The sequence below is a fragment of the Actinomadura sp. NEAU-AAG7 genome (genome assembly GCF_018603865.1).
Lineage (GTDB): Bacteria > Actinomycetota > Actinomycetes > Streptosporangiales > Streptosporangiaceae > Spirillospora > Spirillospora litoris.
In genome coordinates this window covers 398,117-413,677 of record NZ_JAHFZY010000007.1, presented here as the reverse complement: position 1 = coordinate 413,677, position 15,561 = coordinate 398,117, and the positions used below count along the sequence as shown (strand labels likewise).

General features: G+C 70.4%; 9 protein-coding genes. 5 read left to right on the top strand and 4 right to left on the bottom strand.

All coding sequences use genetic code 11. The annotated features are described in order from the left end of the window. Positions 1–165: 165 nt before the first annotated feature. From KLI87_RS31260 to KLI87_RS31250, 3 genes are all read left to right on the top strand, one after another. Positions 166–711, top strand: coding sequence for a cupin domain-containing protein (locus KLI87_RS31260; RefSeq protein ID WP_214619925.1), 546 nt, complete (start codon positions 166–168; stop codon positions 709–711). 908 nt (positions 712–1,619) lie between these two features. Beyond that, a complete protein-coding gene (locus tag KLI87_RS31255) occupies positions 1,620–2,018 on the top strand; it encodes an SgcJ/EcaC family oxidoreductase (protein ID WP_214619924.1) in 399 nt (132 codons plus the stop codon). A 984-nt stretch (positions 2,019–3,002) separates the two neighbouring features. After that, positions 3,003–3,590 (top strand): hypothetical protein, encoded by a 588-nt coding sequence (locus KLI87_RS31250; protein WP_214619923.1) that lies wholly within the window; start codon positions 3,003–3,005, stop codon positions 3,588–3,590. 523 nt (positions 3,591–4,113) lie between these two features. Here KLI87_RS31250 and KLI87_RS31245 read toward each other — a convergent pair. Beyond that, positions 4,114–4,533 (bottom strand): MerR family transcriptional regulator, encoded by a 420-nt coding sequence (locus KLI87_RS31245; RefSeq protein ID WP_246250225.1) that lies wholly within the window; start codon positions 4,531–4,533, stop codon positions 4,114–4,116. An 11-nt stretch (positions 4,534–4,544) separates the two neighbouring features. Between KLI87_RS31245 and KLI87_RS31240 the strand changes: the two genes are divergently transcribed. Further along, the gene (locus tag KLI87_RS31240) at positions 4,545–5,408 is read left to right on the top strand and encodes an NAD(P)-dependent oxidoreductase (protein ID WP_250904428.1); all 864 of its coding nucleotides are present in this window, start codon (positions 4,545–4,547) and stop codon (positions 5,406–5,408) included. A gap of 1,574 nt (positions 5,409–6,982) precedes the next feature. Continuing rightward, positions 6,983–7,321 (top strand): hypothetical protein, encoded by a 339-nt coding sequence (locus KLI87_RS31235; RefSeq protein ID WP_214619922.1) that lies wholly within the window; start codon positions 6,983–6,985, stop codon positions 7,319–7,321. 823 nt (positions 7,322–8,144) lie between these two features. Here the strand turns inward: KLI87_RS31235 and KLI87_RS31230 are convergent. Genes KLI87_RS31230 through KLI87_RS31220 form a run of 3 tightly spaced genes read right to left on the bottom strand, consistent with a single transcriptional unit; the run spans position 8,145 to position 15,475 of the window. Then, positions 8,145–8,858 (bottom strand): hypothetical protein, encoded by a 714-nt coding sequence (locus KLI87_RS31230; RefSeq protein ID WP_214619921.1) that lies wholly within the window; start codon positions 8,856–8,858, stop codon positions 8,145–8,147. Further along, on the bottom strand, positions 8,855–12,883 hold the full coding sequence (locus tag KLI87_RS31225; protein WP_214619920.1) for a CHAT domain-containing tetratricopeptide repeat protein: 4,029 nt from the start codon (positions 12,881–12,883) through the stop codon (positions 8,855–8,857). Before KLI87_RS31225 ends, KLI87_RS31230 begins: the two co-directional genes overlap by 4 nt. Before the next feature lie 9 nt (positions 12,884–12,892). Further along, complete coding sequence (locus KLI87_RS31220) at positions 12,893–15,475, bottom strand: excinuclease ABC subunit UvrA (RefSeq protein WP_250904427.1); 2,583 nt, start codon at positions 15,473–15,475, stop codon at positions 12,893–12,895. Between the last annotated feature and the right edge of the window lie 86 nt (positions 15,476–15,561).

The following is a 15,561-nucleotide window of genomic DNA, read 5'->3' as shown; positions in this document are numbered from 1 at the left end:
GGCACTTACCAGGCGTGCGGGGGATGTTCGGCAAGCTCGCCGAACGCGCCGCTGCCACCTACGAACCGGCTGCCCGGCCCGGAGGTCTTCCTCAACACCTGCGCACCCCCTGGCCACGCCTGGGGCCTGCCTCGCACGATCGACCCTGAATGCAAGGAGATGACATTGTCCTGGCTGGACAGCGACTACCCGCCCACTCGCTATAACCGAGACCACGGTGAGATCAGCGCACGTTTCCGCTCCGCCGAGACCCCCGCCGACCTCACCACACCTTCCGGCGGGCGGACCGACTATCTTGCCACCAAGGCATCGACCGGCGGAGAATTCGGCCTCTACCGGGTCCGCATGGGCCCGGAGGCCGCCGGCACGAGCACCCACTTCCACAAAACGGTGACCGAATCGTTCTACGTCGTGACGGGCACCCTGCGGGTCTACGACGGCCGACGATGGTTCGACGCGTCAGCGGGTGACTTCTTCCACGTGCCGCCGGGCGGCCTGCACTCCTTCGGCAACCAGTCCGGCGAGCCGGTCGACTTCCTGATGCTGTTCACCCCCGGCGCGGCCCGGGAAGGCTACTTCGAAGGAGTCGGCCATCTCGCCGGCATGAGCGACGAGGAACGGCTCGCCTTCTTCGTCCACCACGACAGCTACTTCACCGACATGACCAAGGGACCGGCGGCGCAGTCATGGCAAGCCGGCGGCGCGCGGTGACCGAGACGGCCTGAAGGCCGCTGCTCTGGCACCGAGAAACCGGATGCGGCGCTCAGAACACGCTCCTCCGAGCGCCGCATCCGGCCCCGCTGTCCCTCCTACCGGCAGCCTCTAAGCCGCGCCCCCGCCCGCACCCTCGCCACCGCCAAATTCCGGGCCGATCCTCCTCTCGGGCCGGTTCGCGTCCGAAGACGATCCCGACCCGCTTGGCAACCTCAAATCCGATTGTTCTACGACAGGTGATCGGCCATGTCGTCCGGCAGACCCCTGGGTCGTCAGAAGTCGATGGCGGCGCCCTCGAACCGGGAAAGCGCGAAAGTGATCGCCCCGCCCTTGAACCGGGCCCCTTGGAAGGAGGCGGTAGGCGCACAGCACGTCGATGCATGTCTGGCGGGGTTGGCGGGAGGGGGCGTCGCCGGCCAGGGCGTGCACCCCGCCCAGTCGGACGGCGGGGGAGGGGCGCCGAGTTGGGCGACGGCGGCGGTGAAGCGGTCGCACCTTGGAATCAAGCTGCCGCTCGCGCTTGATCCCGTGCACGTCCAGCAGGCCCAGGCCCAGCCACAACGCGCACGCGGCCACCGCCACGGCGACGGTGAAGGTGCCCGCCAGCGCCACCCACACCGGCACCAGCCGCACCGGCCGCCGTTCCGCTGCTTTGCCGCCCATGCCCGCTCGGACGCGTCGCCCCAGGCCCTCGTTCAGCGGCGCCGCAGCAGCCCCCCGATCAGGCCGCAACGGCCTTCCACACTCCTCTAACGCAGATCAGACGAACGCCTCGCGCTGGGCGTCGTGACGCTCTGGCTGCCGGCGCGATGAGTTCGGGCCTCGCCGCCGGTATGTACTGACGAGCTCGCTGGAACCCCCGGACGAGCCGATCACAAAGGAGCATTCCGATGTCGAATAGTCGTGTGGAGGACGAGGCCGCGATCCAGGCCGTGCTGGCCGATTCCTATGAGGCCTGGGCCGCCGGCGATGCCGAGGGCATGGTCGTCGACTACACCGCGGACGCGACCGCCATCATGCCCGGCTCGCTCCGCGACAGCCGTGAGGTGATCCGTCAGAACATGGCCCTGGGCTTCGCGGGGCCGCTGAAGGGCAGCTCGACCTACAACAAGCAGCTCAGCATCCGCTTCGCCGGGAGGGACGCCGCGATCGTCATCAGCCAGGCCGCCATCCGATTCCCCGGCGACCCCGAAATTCCCGAGGACGCGCGCAAGGTGAACGCGACCTGGGTCATGGAGAAGCGGGATGGCCGATGGCTGATCGCCGCCTACCACAACAGCCCGGTGCTGGCACCCGCGCAGTGAGTCCCACCGGTCACGGCGAGCGGGACCGACCCTAGGTCCACGCTCCTCATGAGGCGGCCACCATTCTTGTCCTCATAGCGCGATTGCTTCGAAGACAGGGATGGTGGTCGTGAGGCGCTCCACGTTTTCCGGAACTGCTGGGGGCCACCCGCCGCACCTCGTTGTGCCTGCGGAGGTTCCTGGGCCGGTTCGGCTCGGAGCGGGCGGCTGTTGGGGAGATGTCCTTCGAGGAATTGGGGGAGGCGTCGGGGACTTCACCATGAAGACCCGGGGCGGCTCCGGTAGCGGGTACGTGGGAGCGCGTCAGATCGCTGCCTGGAGCATGGCCGTTGAGCTCCTGGGCCGGGACGCCGTCCTGTACAAATACTTTCCCTCGCTCTCCAGGGGATGCGAGATGGTGGCGGTCTCTCGTCACGACTATGCCGAGGACGGCTTCGTATACGCGGTCGACGGTGAAGCGATCACCGGCTTCACGCCACATTCGCTGGGCCGCCGCTGGGGGCAACGATCCGGACCGGATCAACCAGGCGATGCGAGAGGTCGGAATGCGCACGCAAAGCTTGGACGACCTGGAGGACACGGTGTGGCAGGAGCTCTGGAACCATCACCAGGATCGCGCGTGTGTCCGCGCTGGTCGAACAGATCACCAGCATCGCCTTTTACCCCCAGCCATCCTGGATGGGACGTTCATGGTGGGCGCCATCAAACAACGCAGGTGAACGCGGCTAAGCTCCGAGTGCCCCCGTGTCATCGGGGAGGCAACTGCCATTGACCGTCCAGTCCGTTAGGGTGGTTGGTCCACGCGAGCGGGGCCGGTGCGACGGCGCGGCGGCGGCGATCTTCTGCTGCACATCCGATCTCGGCATCGCCGCCTGAACCCGCTGGAATGGCATTGAGCGTGACGGAGCCGGTTCCCCCGTTAGGGGGAGCCGGTTCACTATCGCGGGCGATCTTCGGTCCTCTCAGGTGAGACGACCTGAGCGCATGACGATCAAGGTTCCGGCCATCAGTGACACCGAACGGCCGGCCCCTCGCTGGGCGGTGCGGCTGGCCTACGTGCTGCCGTTGCTGTTGCTGCCGTCGTGCCTGTGGCGGCTGCCGTTCGCGTTCCACTTCGAGATGGGGCAGGTCGGCGAGAGGCACATGCCCGGTCTGGCGATCTCCATCCCGTACGTCTTCGGGCTCAGCATCCTGACCGAGGTCGCCGCGCTGGCGGCGATCGGCCTGGTCAGCCGGTGGGGCGAGGTTTCTCCCTCCTGGGTCCCGATCGTTGGCGCCAGGCGCGTCCCGCCGATGCTGGTGATCGTCCCCGCCACGGTCGGGGGGCTGGTGATGACCTTGGTGACGGTGATGATGGGACTCACCTGGTTCGGAGTGGTCGAGGGAGCCCCGTACGAGAACATCTGGTGGGAGGCGCTGGCCAAGACCGCCATCACCCCGATCGCCGCATGGGGCCTGATCCTGCTCGCGCTGACCGCCGCCTACCACGTGCGCCGTCGCGGTGGACGTCTCGACCGCTCCTCGCGCACCGTGGCGCCTGCACGACACACGTCCGTGACCATTCCGGAGTGAGAGCGTAAGTCCACTGGCTTTCAGTGTGCGTGGTTGCGGAAGAGTGTGGCTCGGGAGATCTCCGGCGTCGAGATGTCGCAGGCGCCCCGGGGGATGACCTGGCGCAGCAGGCGGTCCATGGCGACGCGGAGGGCCTTCTCGGTCTGGTGGCGCTGGGCCGGACTAATCGTCCTCGGGGTCCTCCGGCGTCGGCACCTGTCCCCGCTGTTCTGGTCCAACGCCGATCTCTATGGCACCGATCGGCGTGGGCTGCTGGCTCGGTCTCGCAGTCTGACCGCCTCCCCCTCGATCGCTCCGGCCGGGAGAACGCTCTGGGGTCGGCTCACTCCGTGGGGCGTCGCGCTTGCTGTGCCCTGGTCCTGGATGGTGCAGCCCTTCCGGAGCCACGCCGAGCCGCGAAGCTGGGCGCTCGGTAGGGGGTTCCGTGTCGTTCGCCAGGGGCGGGATTCGGTGGCCTGGCCTGGGGTGATGCGCCGGCGGGGTCGGAGGTCTTTTCGGTTGTCTTCTGACTGCTCCGGGTCGGCTAGTCGGCCATCCGCCTTTCTGTGGCCGTGAGGTACTCCCGCAGCGTCCGGCGAGACTGGACGAGCGTGTCGATCTGCTCGTCCAGTCCGGCGATGCGCGCCCGTAGCAGGTCCAGGGTCTCCGGGCAGGGCTTCAGGTCGGGGGCCGGGCCGGTGACGCACGGTTGGAGGTACCCGATCTCCTGGGTCGACAGCCCGGCTTCGAGCAGTCTTCTGATCTGGGCCACGGTCAGCACGGTGTCGTCGCCGTACTCGCGGTAGCCGTTGTCGCCGCGGTCGGGCACGAGCAGGCCCTGCGCCTCGTAGTACCGCAGTTGGTGCGGGTTGACCCCGGTCCGCCGACTCAGCTCCCCGATCAGCACGCGCACTCCCTTGACCTTCATACCGGTGTGAACCTTGACGATTGTGCCATTGGTCATCAAAGGGGGACATGATGCACACCGACGCACCCGTCACGGTTCTGGGCCTCGGACTGATGGGCGGCGCCCTCGCCGGGGCGTTCCTGCGCGCGGGACACCCGACCACAGTGTGGAACCGCACGACGGCCAAAGCCGACGACCTCGTGGCCCGGGGCGCGACGCTCGCCGGGTCTCCGGCGGCCGCGATCGCGGCGGCCCCGCTCGTGGTGGTCTGCGTGTCGGACTACGACGCCGCGGCGGACGTCCTCGACGGGCCGCTCGACGGTCGGGTCGTGGTGAACCTGACCTCGGGCACGCCCTCGCGCGCCAGAGCGCTCGCCGAGGAGGTGGCGCGCCGCGGCGGCGGCTACCTCGACGGCGGGGTCATGGCCGTCCCGGAGGCGGTCAGCACCGCCGAGGCCGTGCTCGCCTACAGCGGCCCGCGATCCCTGTACGAGGCCCATGAGTCCACGCTGGGCAGTCTCGGCACGGGTCTCCACTTCGGGGAGGACCCCGGACTGTCGGCGACGCACGAGATGGCCACGCTCGTCCTCATGTGGGGCATGCTCAACGGCTTCCTCAACGGAGCCGCGATCCTCGGCGCGACCGGCGTGTCCGCCTCGGCGTACCTCCCCATCGCACAGACGGCGATCGGCATGGTGGCCGGCTGGTTGCCGGGGTACGCGACGCAGGTCGACGACGGCATCTACCCGGCCGACGACGGCACCGTCGACACCCACCTGGCGGCGATGGCGCACGTGGTCGAGGAGAGCGAGTCGCTCGGCGTCAACGCCGAGGTGCCGAGGCTGGTCAGGGCATTGGCCGAGCGAGCGGCGACCGCCGGTCACGGCGCCAGCGGGTACGTGGCGCTGGTAGAGCAGTTCCGCCGACCATGAGCCGCGAGGCGGCGGCCGGGATCACTCACCTGGCCGCCCTCAGAGAGGGGCGGGCCCCAGTGCCTCCGCTCGGAGTGGTGCACCAACCGCCGCTGTGGGAGGGGGTGCTCACGCGGCAACGCTATGAGCCCGGTCGCACCGGAGTTGCAGGATCGGAGCAGTTGGGCCGGTTTGGGTCGCCGTCGGTCGTGGCTCAGCAGAGGCAGCGTCACGAGTGGCGATCGCCGTAGAGTTCGTCGGGTTGGCGCACGGGGATGCCTTGTTCGCGCTGGTGTTGGGCTGAAGTGCTAGATGGCGCGGTTCTGGGGGTGGTCGTCGATCACGTCCGGCGGCGGGATCTCCGCGGAGGTGATTCTCCTGGACTGGCGCGCATGACGGCGGAGCGGCCGTGAGGATGTTCGTTGGCCACAACCCGGGGCTGGTATCGGCGCCTGGTCAACTGATCAGGCGTCACTGCGGCGAGGCGCCTTCCCTGGTTCGGTGACGGTGCTGGCCGCAGGTCCCCTAGCGTCGCTGCGCGGCGATGTCGGCGACCGCGATGTCACGATGCTGCTGTCGGCGGTGAGCGGTCCCTGGCCATCCCGCGGCGGAGCAGGTGGAGCCGCCCTGTGCCTCGCTGGCGGTGTGGGCCCCGGTCAAGGGGGCGGTCAGGTGCATCACGGGGGCCGCGCGCAGACGCTCAACCACCTTGGCCCCTCCTTCCCGCGCGCAGGGCGCGCTACTCACCCAACGGGCAGAGCTCGTCGACGGCGTCCCCGGCATCGGGGGCGCAACCCCCTAAAGAGGTAGAGATGTTCGTTAAGACCATGCCGCGGGCGGTCGCGATGTCTAAGCTGAGGACGGCCGCGCTCGACAAGGCCGCGCACCGAGCTTCCGGTGCCGAGGGGACGCAGCCTGCGAACCGAGACCTCCACCAGGAGGTGACGCCCCCCCGCAGGAGTGACAGACGGCCGGCACGCACCCCAGAACGGCCTGCTGCTGACCCAGCGGCTGGCGGTCGATCTGTTCGTCTACCGCATCCAGCAGCTCGGCGAGTGGCTGGCTGCGTGGCTTCGGGGACCAGGTGCACCAAGCGCCGCAGCACGCCCATCCGGTCGGGCCCACTGCGATGGAGATCCTGTCCCTCCTCGCCGCGGAACTGGCCGCCAGCCCACCCGAGAGCACCTACGTCGGGCGGCCGGCCGAGATCGGTGCCATGTATCTGCGCTATGCGGGCTGCGTCCTGGCTTTGCCGATCAGGGCGGGGCTCGGGGTCTGGTTGGCGCTGTGGCAGTGCTCTCCTATCCGGTGCCGGATGTGTGGCCGCTCCTATGCTCCCCGACGACGCCGGGGGCGGCTCCGCTCATCCCCCACATGGGGCCCTAGGGCCCTAGAGGCCGGTGGACGGGTGCGGCATCGTAGCCCGCGGCAGGAACGTTCCACGCCGAAGTGCGGCGAGCGCCCTGCCGGCTTCCTGTCGGTCTCGTTCCCAGACCGATTCCCGCTCTGATCAGAGGAGTGTGCATATGAGAATATCCCTCGGCCGCGTCGCCGCCCTTTCGCTCGCTGTACCGGCAGTGGTCGGAGGTCTCTCCGTGCCTGGCGAGGCCGCCACCGCCCAGCCCGTCCAGACCGTCCAGGCTTCCTCGTGCGGCGGCAACATCGTGACCACCCCGGCCCAGTGGAGCCCGGGCGTGGGCAGCTGCTCCATCTTCGGGAGCAAGGGCCGGAAGGTCACCTTCCGCTGGAACGTGTACGGGAACCAGAACACCGCGTTCAACGTCCGCGGGTTCGACTCGAAGGGCAAGGCGTACTGGCACAAGTGCGGCACGGGCGGCGGAACCTGCGTCGTTCCGTGGGGCAACGTCGCCGCGGGCGTCAAGGTCCGCGGATGGACCCCCGGCGGCGCAGCCACGATCCGGTTCACCTACTAGTCGCCACCAGGCGCGACCTCGAAGGGGGCGTGCCCACAAGTCGGTGACCCCGACGCCGCCGTGAGCCTTCGGCGGCGATGACGGTCCGCCGCGTCGCTTGCGTCCGGAGCGCGCGGCGGACCGTTCCCTTTCTCCCCGCAGTTCCGCGGTAGAGGCTGTCCGGGCCCTCGTAGTACCGCGTACACACGGGCGGCCGCCGCCCCTCCGGGGTGAACCCGCACAGCGGGGGACGGGCCTCGGAGGGCCACCGCCACCACTCTGGTTTCCGAAACCGAACCTGCGAGAGGAGCGCCCATGTTCGGTATCCAGAACGGTGATCGCGTCCGCGTGACGCGGACGGCACCGGGGCGCGGTCCGATCGTCTGCGAGGGGACGATCTCCAGCATCGGTCCGGACGGGTCGTTCGAGCTGGACGGCGTGTGCGTCACGCGGGGCGGAGCAGAGCGGTCGTTCTATCGCGGGCGCGGAGGAGTGGAAGCGCGCCTACGGGTCCGTGCAGACGGTCGAACTGCTGGTCCCACCGCCGTGCCCGCACCGTTCCCGGGTGGAGTTCGCGACGGTGGTCGACCAGGCCCTCAAAGGTGAGGCGGACCAGTACGGGGATGTGGACGGGCCGGCGGGTGGGGCCCACGTCGATGCGATGCGGCGCCCGGCGGCGTTCCAGGCGGTGACGCCGAGATGGGCCGCCGGTTCGGGCTCGCGTTCCTGCACGCGGACAGGCGTCGGACGGAGCGCTGACGGCGTGCTGAGCGTTCCTCACCCCGTCCGGGGGAGCCCGGCGTCCCGCAATGGGAGCGGCTGACCGGCCGCTGGGCCGTCGCGCCTATTGGAGCGTGATGGTGCGGGCGGCGGAGGGTGGGTCGCGGCGTTTGAAGGCCCAGGTGAGCCAGCGGTCGCCGGGGGTGCGGATCTCGATCTCGGCGACGACGTTCACGCCGACGGTCCCGGGATGTGCGTGCGGGCGTGCGAGGACGGCCATGAGGTCGTCGGTGGTCAGGGGGATCTCGCGGGAACTGGTCACGGCGAGGCGCCAGCCCGCCTGGGGGGTGCCGGTGCCGAAGCTCTCCAGGGCCACCTCCGTCCTGGTCAGCCGCGTCTCCTGCTTCCGGGGCGTCATCTCGACGGCGACGACCGCGCCCAGCGGGTCGCTGAGCGAGCCGCCGAGGCCCGCTTTCGCCTTGGTCACCTCGACCGTGGACGAGCGCTCCGCCGGGTCCAGATGGGCGAAGACCGCCTCCTCGGGGGTCTCCTGCGCGGTGAGGATGAGGTCGGCGGAGAGGAAACGGCAACCAGAGTCGGGGAGAAGGGTGAGGGAGAGGAGTAGGGCGGAGAGTGCGTGCGCGCCCGGCGGGTGGAGACGTTCGAGTCGAGCCCGGGTCTCGGCGTCCAAGCGTTCGGCGGGGTCCAGGAGGGTGGGGCGGGCGATGGAGATTCGGTTGCGTCGGCCCCGCACGGTCTCCCAGACCCGGGTGCCCTCGCCGGAGCGGAGGGAACCTGGGTCGATCGGCTCCAGTTCGACGATCTCCTCGTTGCTCATGGTGCCCTTCCGTTCTGCAGGGTGGGGCTGCCGATCAGGCGGAACGCCGCCCATTGCTGGGCCGGACGCGTCGCGGCCCAGGCGCGCTGGGTGCGGCTGAGGGCGCCGGCGGGGTCCAGGCGTCCATCGCCGGCCGTGCGCCACAGTTCCCGGTAGAAGTCGAGCATGAAGCGCTGGGTGGCGTCGTCGTCGATCTTCCAGAGGGCGACCAGGACGCTCGCCGCGCCTGCCGCCAGGATGCTGCGGGCCAGCCCGAGGTGGTCGGCGGGTGAGGGGCGGCCCAGCCCTGTCTCGCAGGCGCTCAAGGTGACCATCGCGGCGGTGGACCGCCAGGTGATGAGGTCTCTGAGGGAGAGGATCTCGTGCCGGCTCGACGCGCTCGGGCGGGTGGTCAGCAGGAGCCCCGAATCCAGGGGGCGTTCGGGGTCGAAGAAGCCGTGGCAGGCGAAGTGGATGATGTCGGCCTTCGCCATCGACCGGCTGATCTGGTCCTTGGGCAGGGTGTTGCCGGACAGGCACATCCCGCCGTGGGCGATGGCCAGGGCCCGCGCCTCGTCTGGGAAGGCGGTGCCGACCGTGAGGAGCCTGGGCCAGTGGCCGCCCGCGCCGGCCGCCCGTTCGCGCAGGGTCGGGAATCCGGTCAGGTTCGGTGCGTGCACCAGGCCGAAGCGGTCCACGAGAGTGGCGCCGTCCGGGAGCGGGACGGCATGAACGGGTAGCTCCTGCAACCCGGCGTCCAGCATGAGCATCAGGGTGCCGCCGGAGGGCAGGTGCGGTGCGGCGGCCGCGAGCAGCGGCCGGGCCAGATGCGACCATGACCGTGCCCCTTGGCCGTGGAAGAGGTGGACCTCGCGCCGGAATACCTTCACCAGCCCGTGCACGTCCTCGGCGGAGAGTCCGGTCCGCATCGCCAGAGGCGGTCCGTCGTAGGGGTGCCGGTGCACGAAGGCCACGACCCCGTCGCCGATATCGGCCAAGGCCAGGACACCGGCGACGTCGGCCAGGGCATCGCGCAGTCCGGGTTCCAGGTCGTGGCCCGGCTCCGGCTCCGGGGTCGGCACCTCCCGCACTGCGTGGAGGAGGTCGGTGAACGCCGGGGCCTGCAGCGCCTCCCACAACTGGAACGCGCGTGCGGGCTGGCCGCGCTGGAGCAGGCGGGCCACCGCGGGGCGCAGGTGCGCCGTCATGTGGTCGGCCAGGGCGATCCGCGCGGCGTCGGTGGACAGCTTGCGGCGCAGAAGCCTCCAGTCGGCCAGGAGCAGGGGAAGCAGCGGGTCGATCCGCTCGTCCCAACCCTGGGTGAGCGCGAGCGCGAGGCGCGCCATGTGGCAGTCGGTGACGAGCCGGGGCTGGGAGGTCAGGCTCATCGCGGCGGACAGCGCCCGCCCGGCCAGCTCCCAGGCATGCTCGGGATCCGCGTCGGCCAGGATGCGGGCGGCCTCCACATACCCCAGGATGGTGATCTCCGCGCCGCCGGCACTGTCCAGGCCCCGCGCCATCTGCTCCAGCGCGTCTTTGGCGGCCTGGTGCTCGCCCCGTCCTGTGAGCGTCCGGGCAATGTGCAGGTGTTCGAAGGTCCACTCCCTGCTCGCGAACTCCGAGGTGACCTCGGTGCCGAGGCCCTCCAGGGCGGCGCGGACGTCCTCGGCGAGGTGCTGGCCGGGCAGCAGGACCGCGAGCACCCGCAGCGCGAACCCGGCCAGATCCTCCAGTCCCCGCTCACCGAAACCGCGGACCGCGCGTTGCAACGCATCGGCGGCGGCGTCCGGGCGCGCGAGGAGGATCAGTGACTGCGCCATGTTGAGCCGGTTGAGGGCGGCGGTGGCGGCATCTCCGCGGCGCTCGGCCATCTCGACGGCGAACGCGTAGTGCTCGACGGCCAGGTCGGGCAGATCGAGGAACCGCAGCGTGATCGCCAGTCGGCCGCGCAGATCGGCTTCGCCTTTGGTGTCGTGAAGAGTCCGGGCGCAGGCCACGCCGCGCTCGAAGTGTGTTCGGGCGGTCTCGAAGTCCCCGTCGAGGCGGACGAGCCTGCCGAGGGTGCCCCGGGCGTGCATCTCGGCTTCGAGGTCGGGCCTCCCCTTCACCGTCGCGATCTTAAGGGCCCGTTGCGCGAGGCCGATGCCGCGCGGCAGGTCTCCGACGTGCGCAGCGAGGTCCGCCGCCACCAGAGCGGCGTGGGCGCGCTTCCCCGAGGGGAGGATCTTTTCGAGGAGGTCGTCGATCCCGTCGAGCAGGTCGAAGATGTCGGCCCTGATCGCCCCGGCTTCCAGAGCATCAAGGCCTGTCCGCGGGAGCCCCAGTTCGTCGAGAGGGAGCAGCCCGCCCACGCGGGCGATCTCCGCCAGCGCCGCCGCGGACTCCTCCTCCGCGTGCCGAGTGGAGCGCGAGCGCCGCGGCCTGCGCCATCGCCGCCGCCGGGGGAGTCGAGCGGGCTCCTCCTCCTTGGAGGGGCCCGCGTCCTCGGGCCACATGGCCAGGCTGCGGCCGACCGTGGCGATGGCGGCGTCGGGGTCCTCCTCGACCTGTAGGAGGCCGAGCTGGAGGAGCGCCTCCGCCTCCCGCTCGCCCGCCGAATCGTCCCGCGACTGCTCCAGGGCCGCCTCGAAGTAGTCCCGGGCCGCACTCCGGTCACCGGTCGCCAGGCTCGCCCGGCCCAGTCCCATGAGGATCGGCCACTGGTCGAGGAGCCCGCTGGAGGCCCGGGCCAGGACCAGTGCCGTGCGCCACGCCTCGACCACCCGCTCAGGCTCACCCCGAGCGGCGTGCGCATTGCCGGTCAGGACCCACCTTCGGATCATCGGCGCTCCGCTCGGGGCCAGGGAGACCTCCCCGAGCACGGCCAGCGCCTCGTCGGTGCGTCCGTCCTCGATCAGGGCCTCGGCGTGATCCAGGAGATCGTCCGGATCGCTCCCTCCGGTCTGCGCGGGGGCGATGCGCTTGAGTCGCCGCTCCGCCTGAGTTGCCTCCCCGTCCCGTCCGAGCCGTCGGTTGAGCGCCGCGAGGGAGGCGAGCGCCTCGCCGAGCCAGGGATCGTCGTCGGCCAGTTCCGCCGCGGCCGCCGCGATCGTCGCCGCGGCCGCCCCGAGGTGCCCGGCGCCGAACTGGGCCCGTCCGACCAGCACGGCGGCCTGGGCGTCGCGGCCCAGCGCCGCCAGCGCCGGACGGGCGACGCCCGCGATGACCAGCCCAGTCGCGGGGTCGTTGCTCACAAAACGCCAGACCAGCTCCATCAGCTCCGGGGCGGCCTCGGGCGGGACGGCGACCCCGGCGGCGAGCGCGTCAGCCTCCTGGGCCCCGACGGTTCCCTCCTGCCGCATCTCCGCGAGATCGAGCAGCCGTCGGACGTGCTCGCTCCCGACCGTCTCCCATCTGAGGCGGGCGGTTTCCTGATCGGCGAACATCGCGTCCAAGACGATCCGCAGCTGCGCGGCCATGAGGAAACGCCCCTGCCGCTGCATCTGCTCGGCGGCGACCGCGACCACCTGCCCCGGCTCATCGAAGGGCGCGGAGGCGGCGGCGCGCCGGACCTCCTCGGGAGAGCGCAGCCCCAACAGGTACTCCACGAACTCCGCGGCGCCGGTGGGAGGCCCCGCGTCGGGCCGGTCGTAGCCGGGATGGTTCTCCAGATCGGCCGTGGACATGATGTCCCGATAGATCGGGTCCAGTTCCACCGTCGGATCGGACCTCTTGGCCAAGTGGTAGTGCAATCGCGCTTCCTGCGCCTCGCCCTGCCGCTGCAGCACGCGGCCCAGCATGTGATGCAGATCCGCCGACACCGAAGTGTGGGAGTACCAGGCCACCGGCTGATACCGCGTCACATAGCCCGGATCACCGGCGAGCGCCCGGCGCAGCCACTCCTCGGCCTGCGCCCACTGGCCGAGCTGCTCGTGAAGGAAGCCGACCTGGCCCAGCGTCACCGGACTCTCAGACTCCCCGGCCAGCACGATGGCCTCAGCAAGAGCCTCCTCGAAGCGGCCCTCGGCGGCGAGTTCCACAACCCGCTCACCCCGAGACCGCCCCATCCCAGCAATCTAAGGTCCAGGTCGCTCGGGACGGGCATGGTTCCCAGGACCGCATGAGGACCGCATCCGGTCACCATCCCCCGCCCGCGGTCGCACCTCCAGGAGTGGCAGGCCCGCCGCGTACCGCCGGAAGAAACCGGCCGTCGGGGTGTCCGCCGTCGCGACCGTGTCCGGAGTGCCCTCCGCGACCACCGCACCCCCGTCCGGACCGGCCCCCGGCCCCAGGTCGATCACCCAGTCCGCGGACGCGGCGACGGGGATATCGTGTTCGGCCACGACGACGGTGTTACCCGAGTCGAGCAACACGTCGAGCGCATCCACCACACGCTGGATGTCAGACGGGTGCAGGCCCGAGACGGGCTCGTCGAGAACGACGAGCCCGGCCTTGCGGCTCGCCGCGCCGCGCTGGATCGCGGACGCCAGCTTCAGCCGCTGCGCCTCGCCGCCGGACAGCTCGGTGGCACTCTGGCCGAGTTGGAGATAGCCAAGCCCGACCTGGTTCAAGGCTCCCAGGGTCTCCGCGAGCTGCCGGGGCTCGGAGAACTGCTCCACGGCCTCGGCGACGGTCAGCTCCAGCACCTGATCGATGGCCAGTCCCTGATACCTGATCTCCAGGGCCTCCGCCTTGTAGCGCCTGCCCTCACACGCGTCGCAGACCACCCAGACATCCGGCAGAAAGTGCATGTCGACCAGCTTGCGGCCATAACCGGCGCAGGTCTCGCAGCGGCCGCCACCTGCGGTGTTGAAGCTGAACCAGGAGGCATTGACCCCGTGCCCGCGCGCCATGTCGGTCTCGGCGAACAGCCTGCGGACAATGTCGAATGCCTTGCTGTACGTAGCCGGGTTGGACCGCGGTGTCCGCCCGAGCGGTTCTTGATCCACGACGGCGACCCAGCCGAACCCCGCGAGGCCGGTCACCTTTCGCACCGTGTCGGTCGCCGTTCCGTTGAGGGCGGCCTCCGCGCTCGTCCCGAGCGCGCCGAGCAGGCTGCTCTTGCCGCTGCCGCTCACCCCGGTCAGGCAGGTGAGCCGACCGGCGGGGAAACGCACCAGGTCCGCGATCACATTGTGCGCACGCAGGCCGTGCAGCTCCACCCAGCCGGTGTCGTCCGCGGCGGGGCGGCGGGTCCGGCGCAGCCGCGGGCCCTCACCGGCAAGATAGCGCCCGGTCAGCGACGTCGGATGGGCGACCACGTCGGCCGGAGGACCCGACACCAGAGCCTCACCGCCCAGGCGCCCCGCGCCGGGCCCCATATCGATCACCCAGTCGGCCCGGGCAATCAGTTCAGGGTCGTGCTCGACGAGGAGCACCGTGTTGCCGGCCGCACGCACTTCCAGGGCGATGTCGAGCAAGTGCGCCTTGTCCGCCGGATGCAGCCCGGTCCCGGGCTCGTCCAGGACGAAGATGATGCCGCTCAGCTCGGTGCTGAGCTGCGCGGCAAGCCGGGTCCGCTGCAACTCACCCCCGGACAGCGTCGCCGCGCTTCGGGATAGCTGGAGATGGGCCAGGCCGAGCCGGTCAAGGATTCCGAGTCTGCGGCCCAGGTCCTGGAGTAGCGGCTCACCCACCTCACGCTGCCGGGCGCCCAGGTCATTCGCCACACGTTTCGCCCAGCTGCGCACTTCCCGTACTTCCACCTCGATCAGGTCGGGGTACGTCAGCCCGCCGATCCACACGGACCTGGCCATCTGGTCGTACCCGCTGCCCCCGCAGGTGACGCAGGGCTGCTTGCGCATGTATGGCAGGTAACGCTGCTTGGCGCTGGACGTCTGGGCGTTCACGAACACCCGCTCCACCTCGGCGAGCGCGCCCCGCAGCGGCTGACTTGAGGTGTAGGTCAGCAGCGCCGTCTCATTCTTGTTCGTCATGTCGACGGTCGCCTCGATCTTCTCGTCACCCGTGCCGTGCAGCACGCAGTGGCGGAACTCCTCAGGCAGCGACTGCCACGGCCGGGCGAGGTCCACGCCCCGCTTTTCGGCGAGCGCCGGTACGAACGCGTGCTCCCCCGACCGCCATTTCGCGTACCAGGGTGAAGCCCCCTCGAAGAGCGGAAGCTCCGGGCGGGTGATGACCAGATCCTCTTGCGCCTGCCAGCGTCCGCCCACCCCGTGGCAGTCCGCACAGCTTCCTTCCGGCGTATTGCGATCGAAGTGGGCGGTCGTGAGATGCCCGTCTCCGCTCTCCGCCACCGATCCCGCGCCGATCCCCGGAAGGCGCGAATACAGCAGTCCCAGGTGCCCATCGATGCCGGTGATCGTCGCGACCGTGGAACGGGGATTGCGGTTCAGGCGGCGCTGGTCGACCGCGAGCGTCGCGCCGAGTCCCAGGATGCGGTCGACCTTCGGGCGATTGCGCTGGGTGATGTACTGCCGTACGAACGGCGACAGCCCCTCCAGATACCGCAGTTGGGCCTCGTTGTGCAGGGTGTCGATGGCCAGCGAGGTCTTGCCGCTACCGCTCACTCCGGTGAAAGCGACGAGTTGCCCCTTGGGGATACTCACCGACACATCCCGCAGATTGTTGGTACGAGCCCCCACCACCTCGATGGTCTCGCGCCCCGTGCCCGCGACGTCTCGTACGAATGCCGTCAACCTTCGTCCACCCTCTCGCAACGCGGCAGGGCATGAGCGGACGGGCTCCCCCTGCCGAACCAACCGATCACGCCACAACGCGGCGG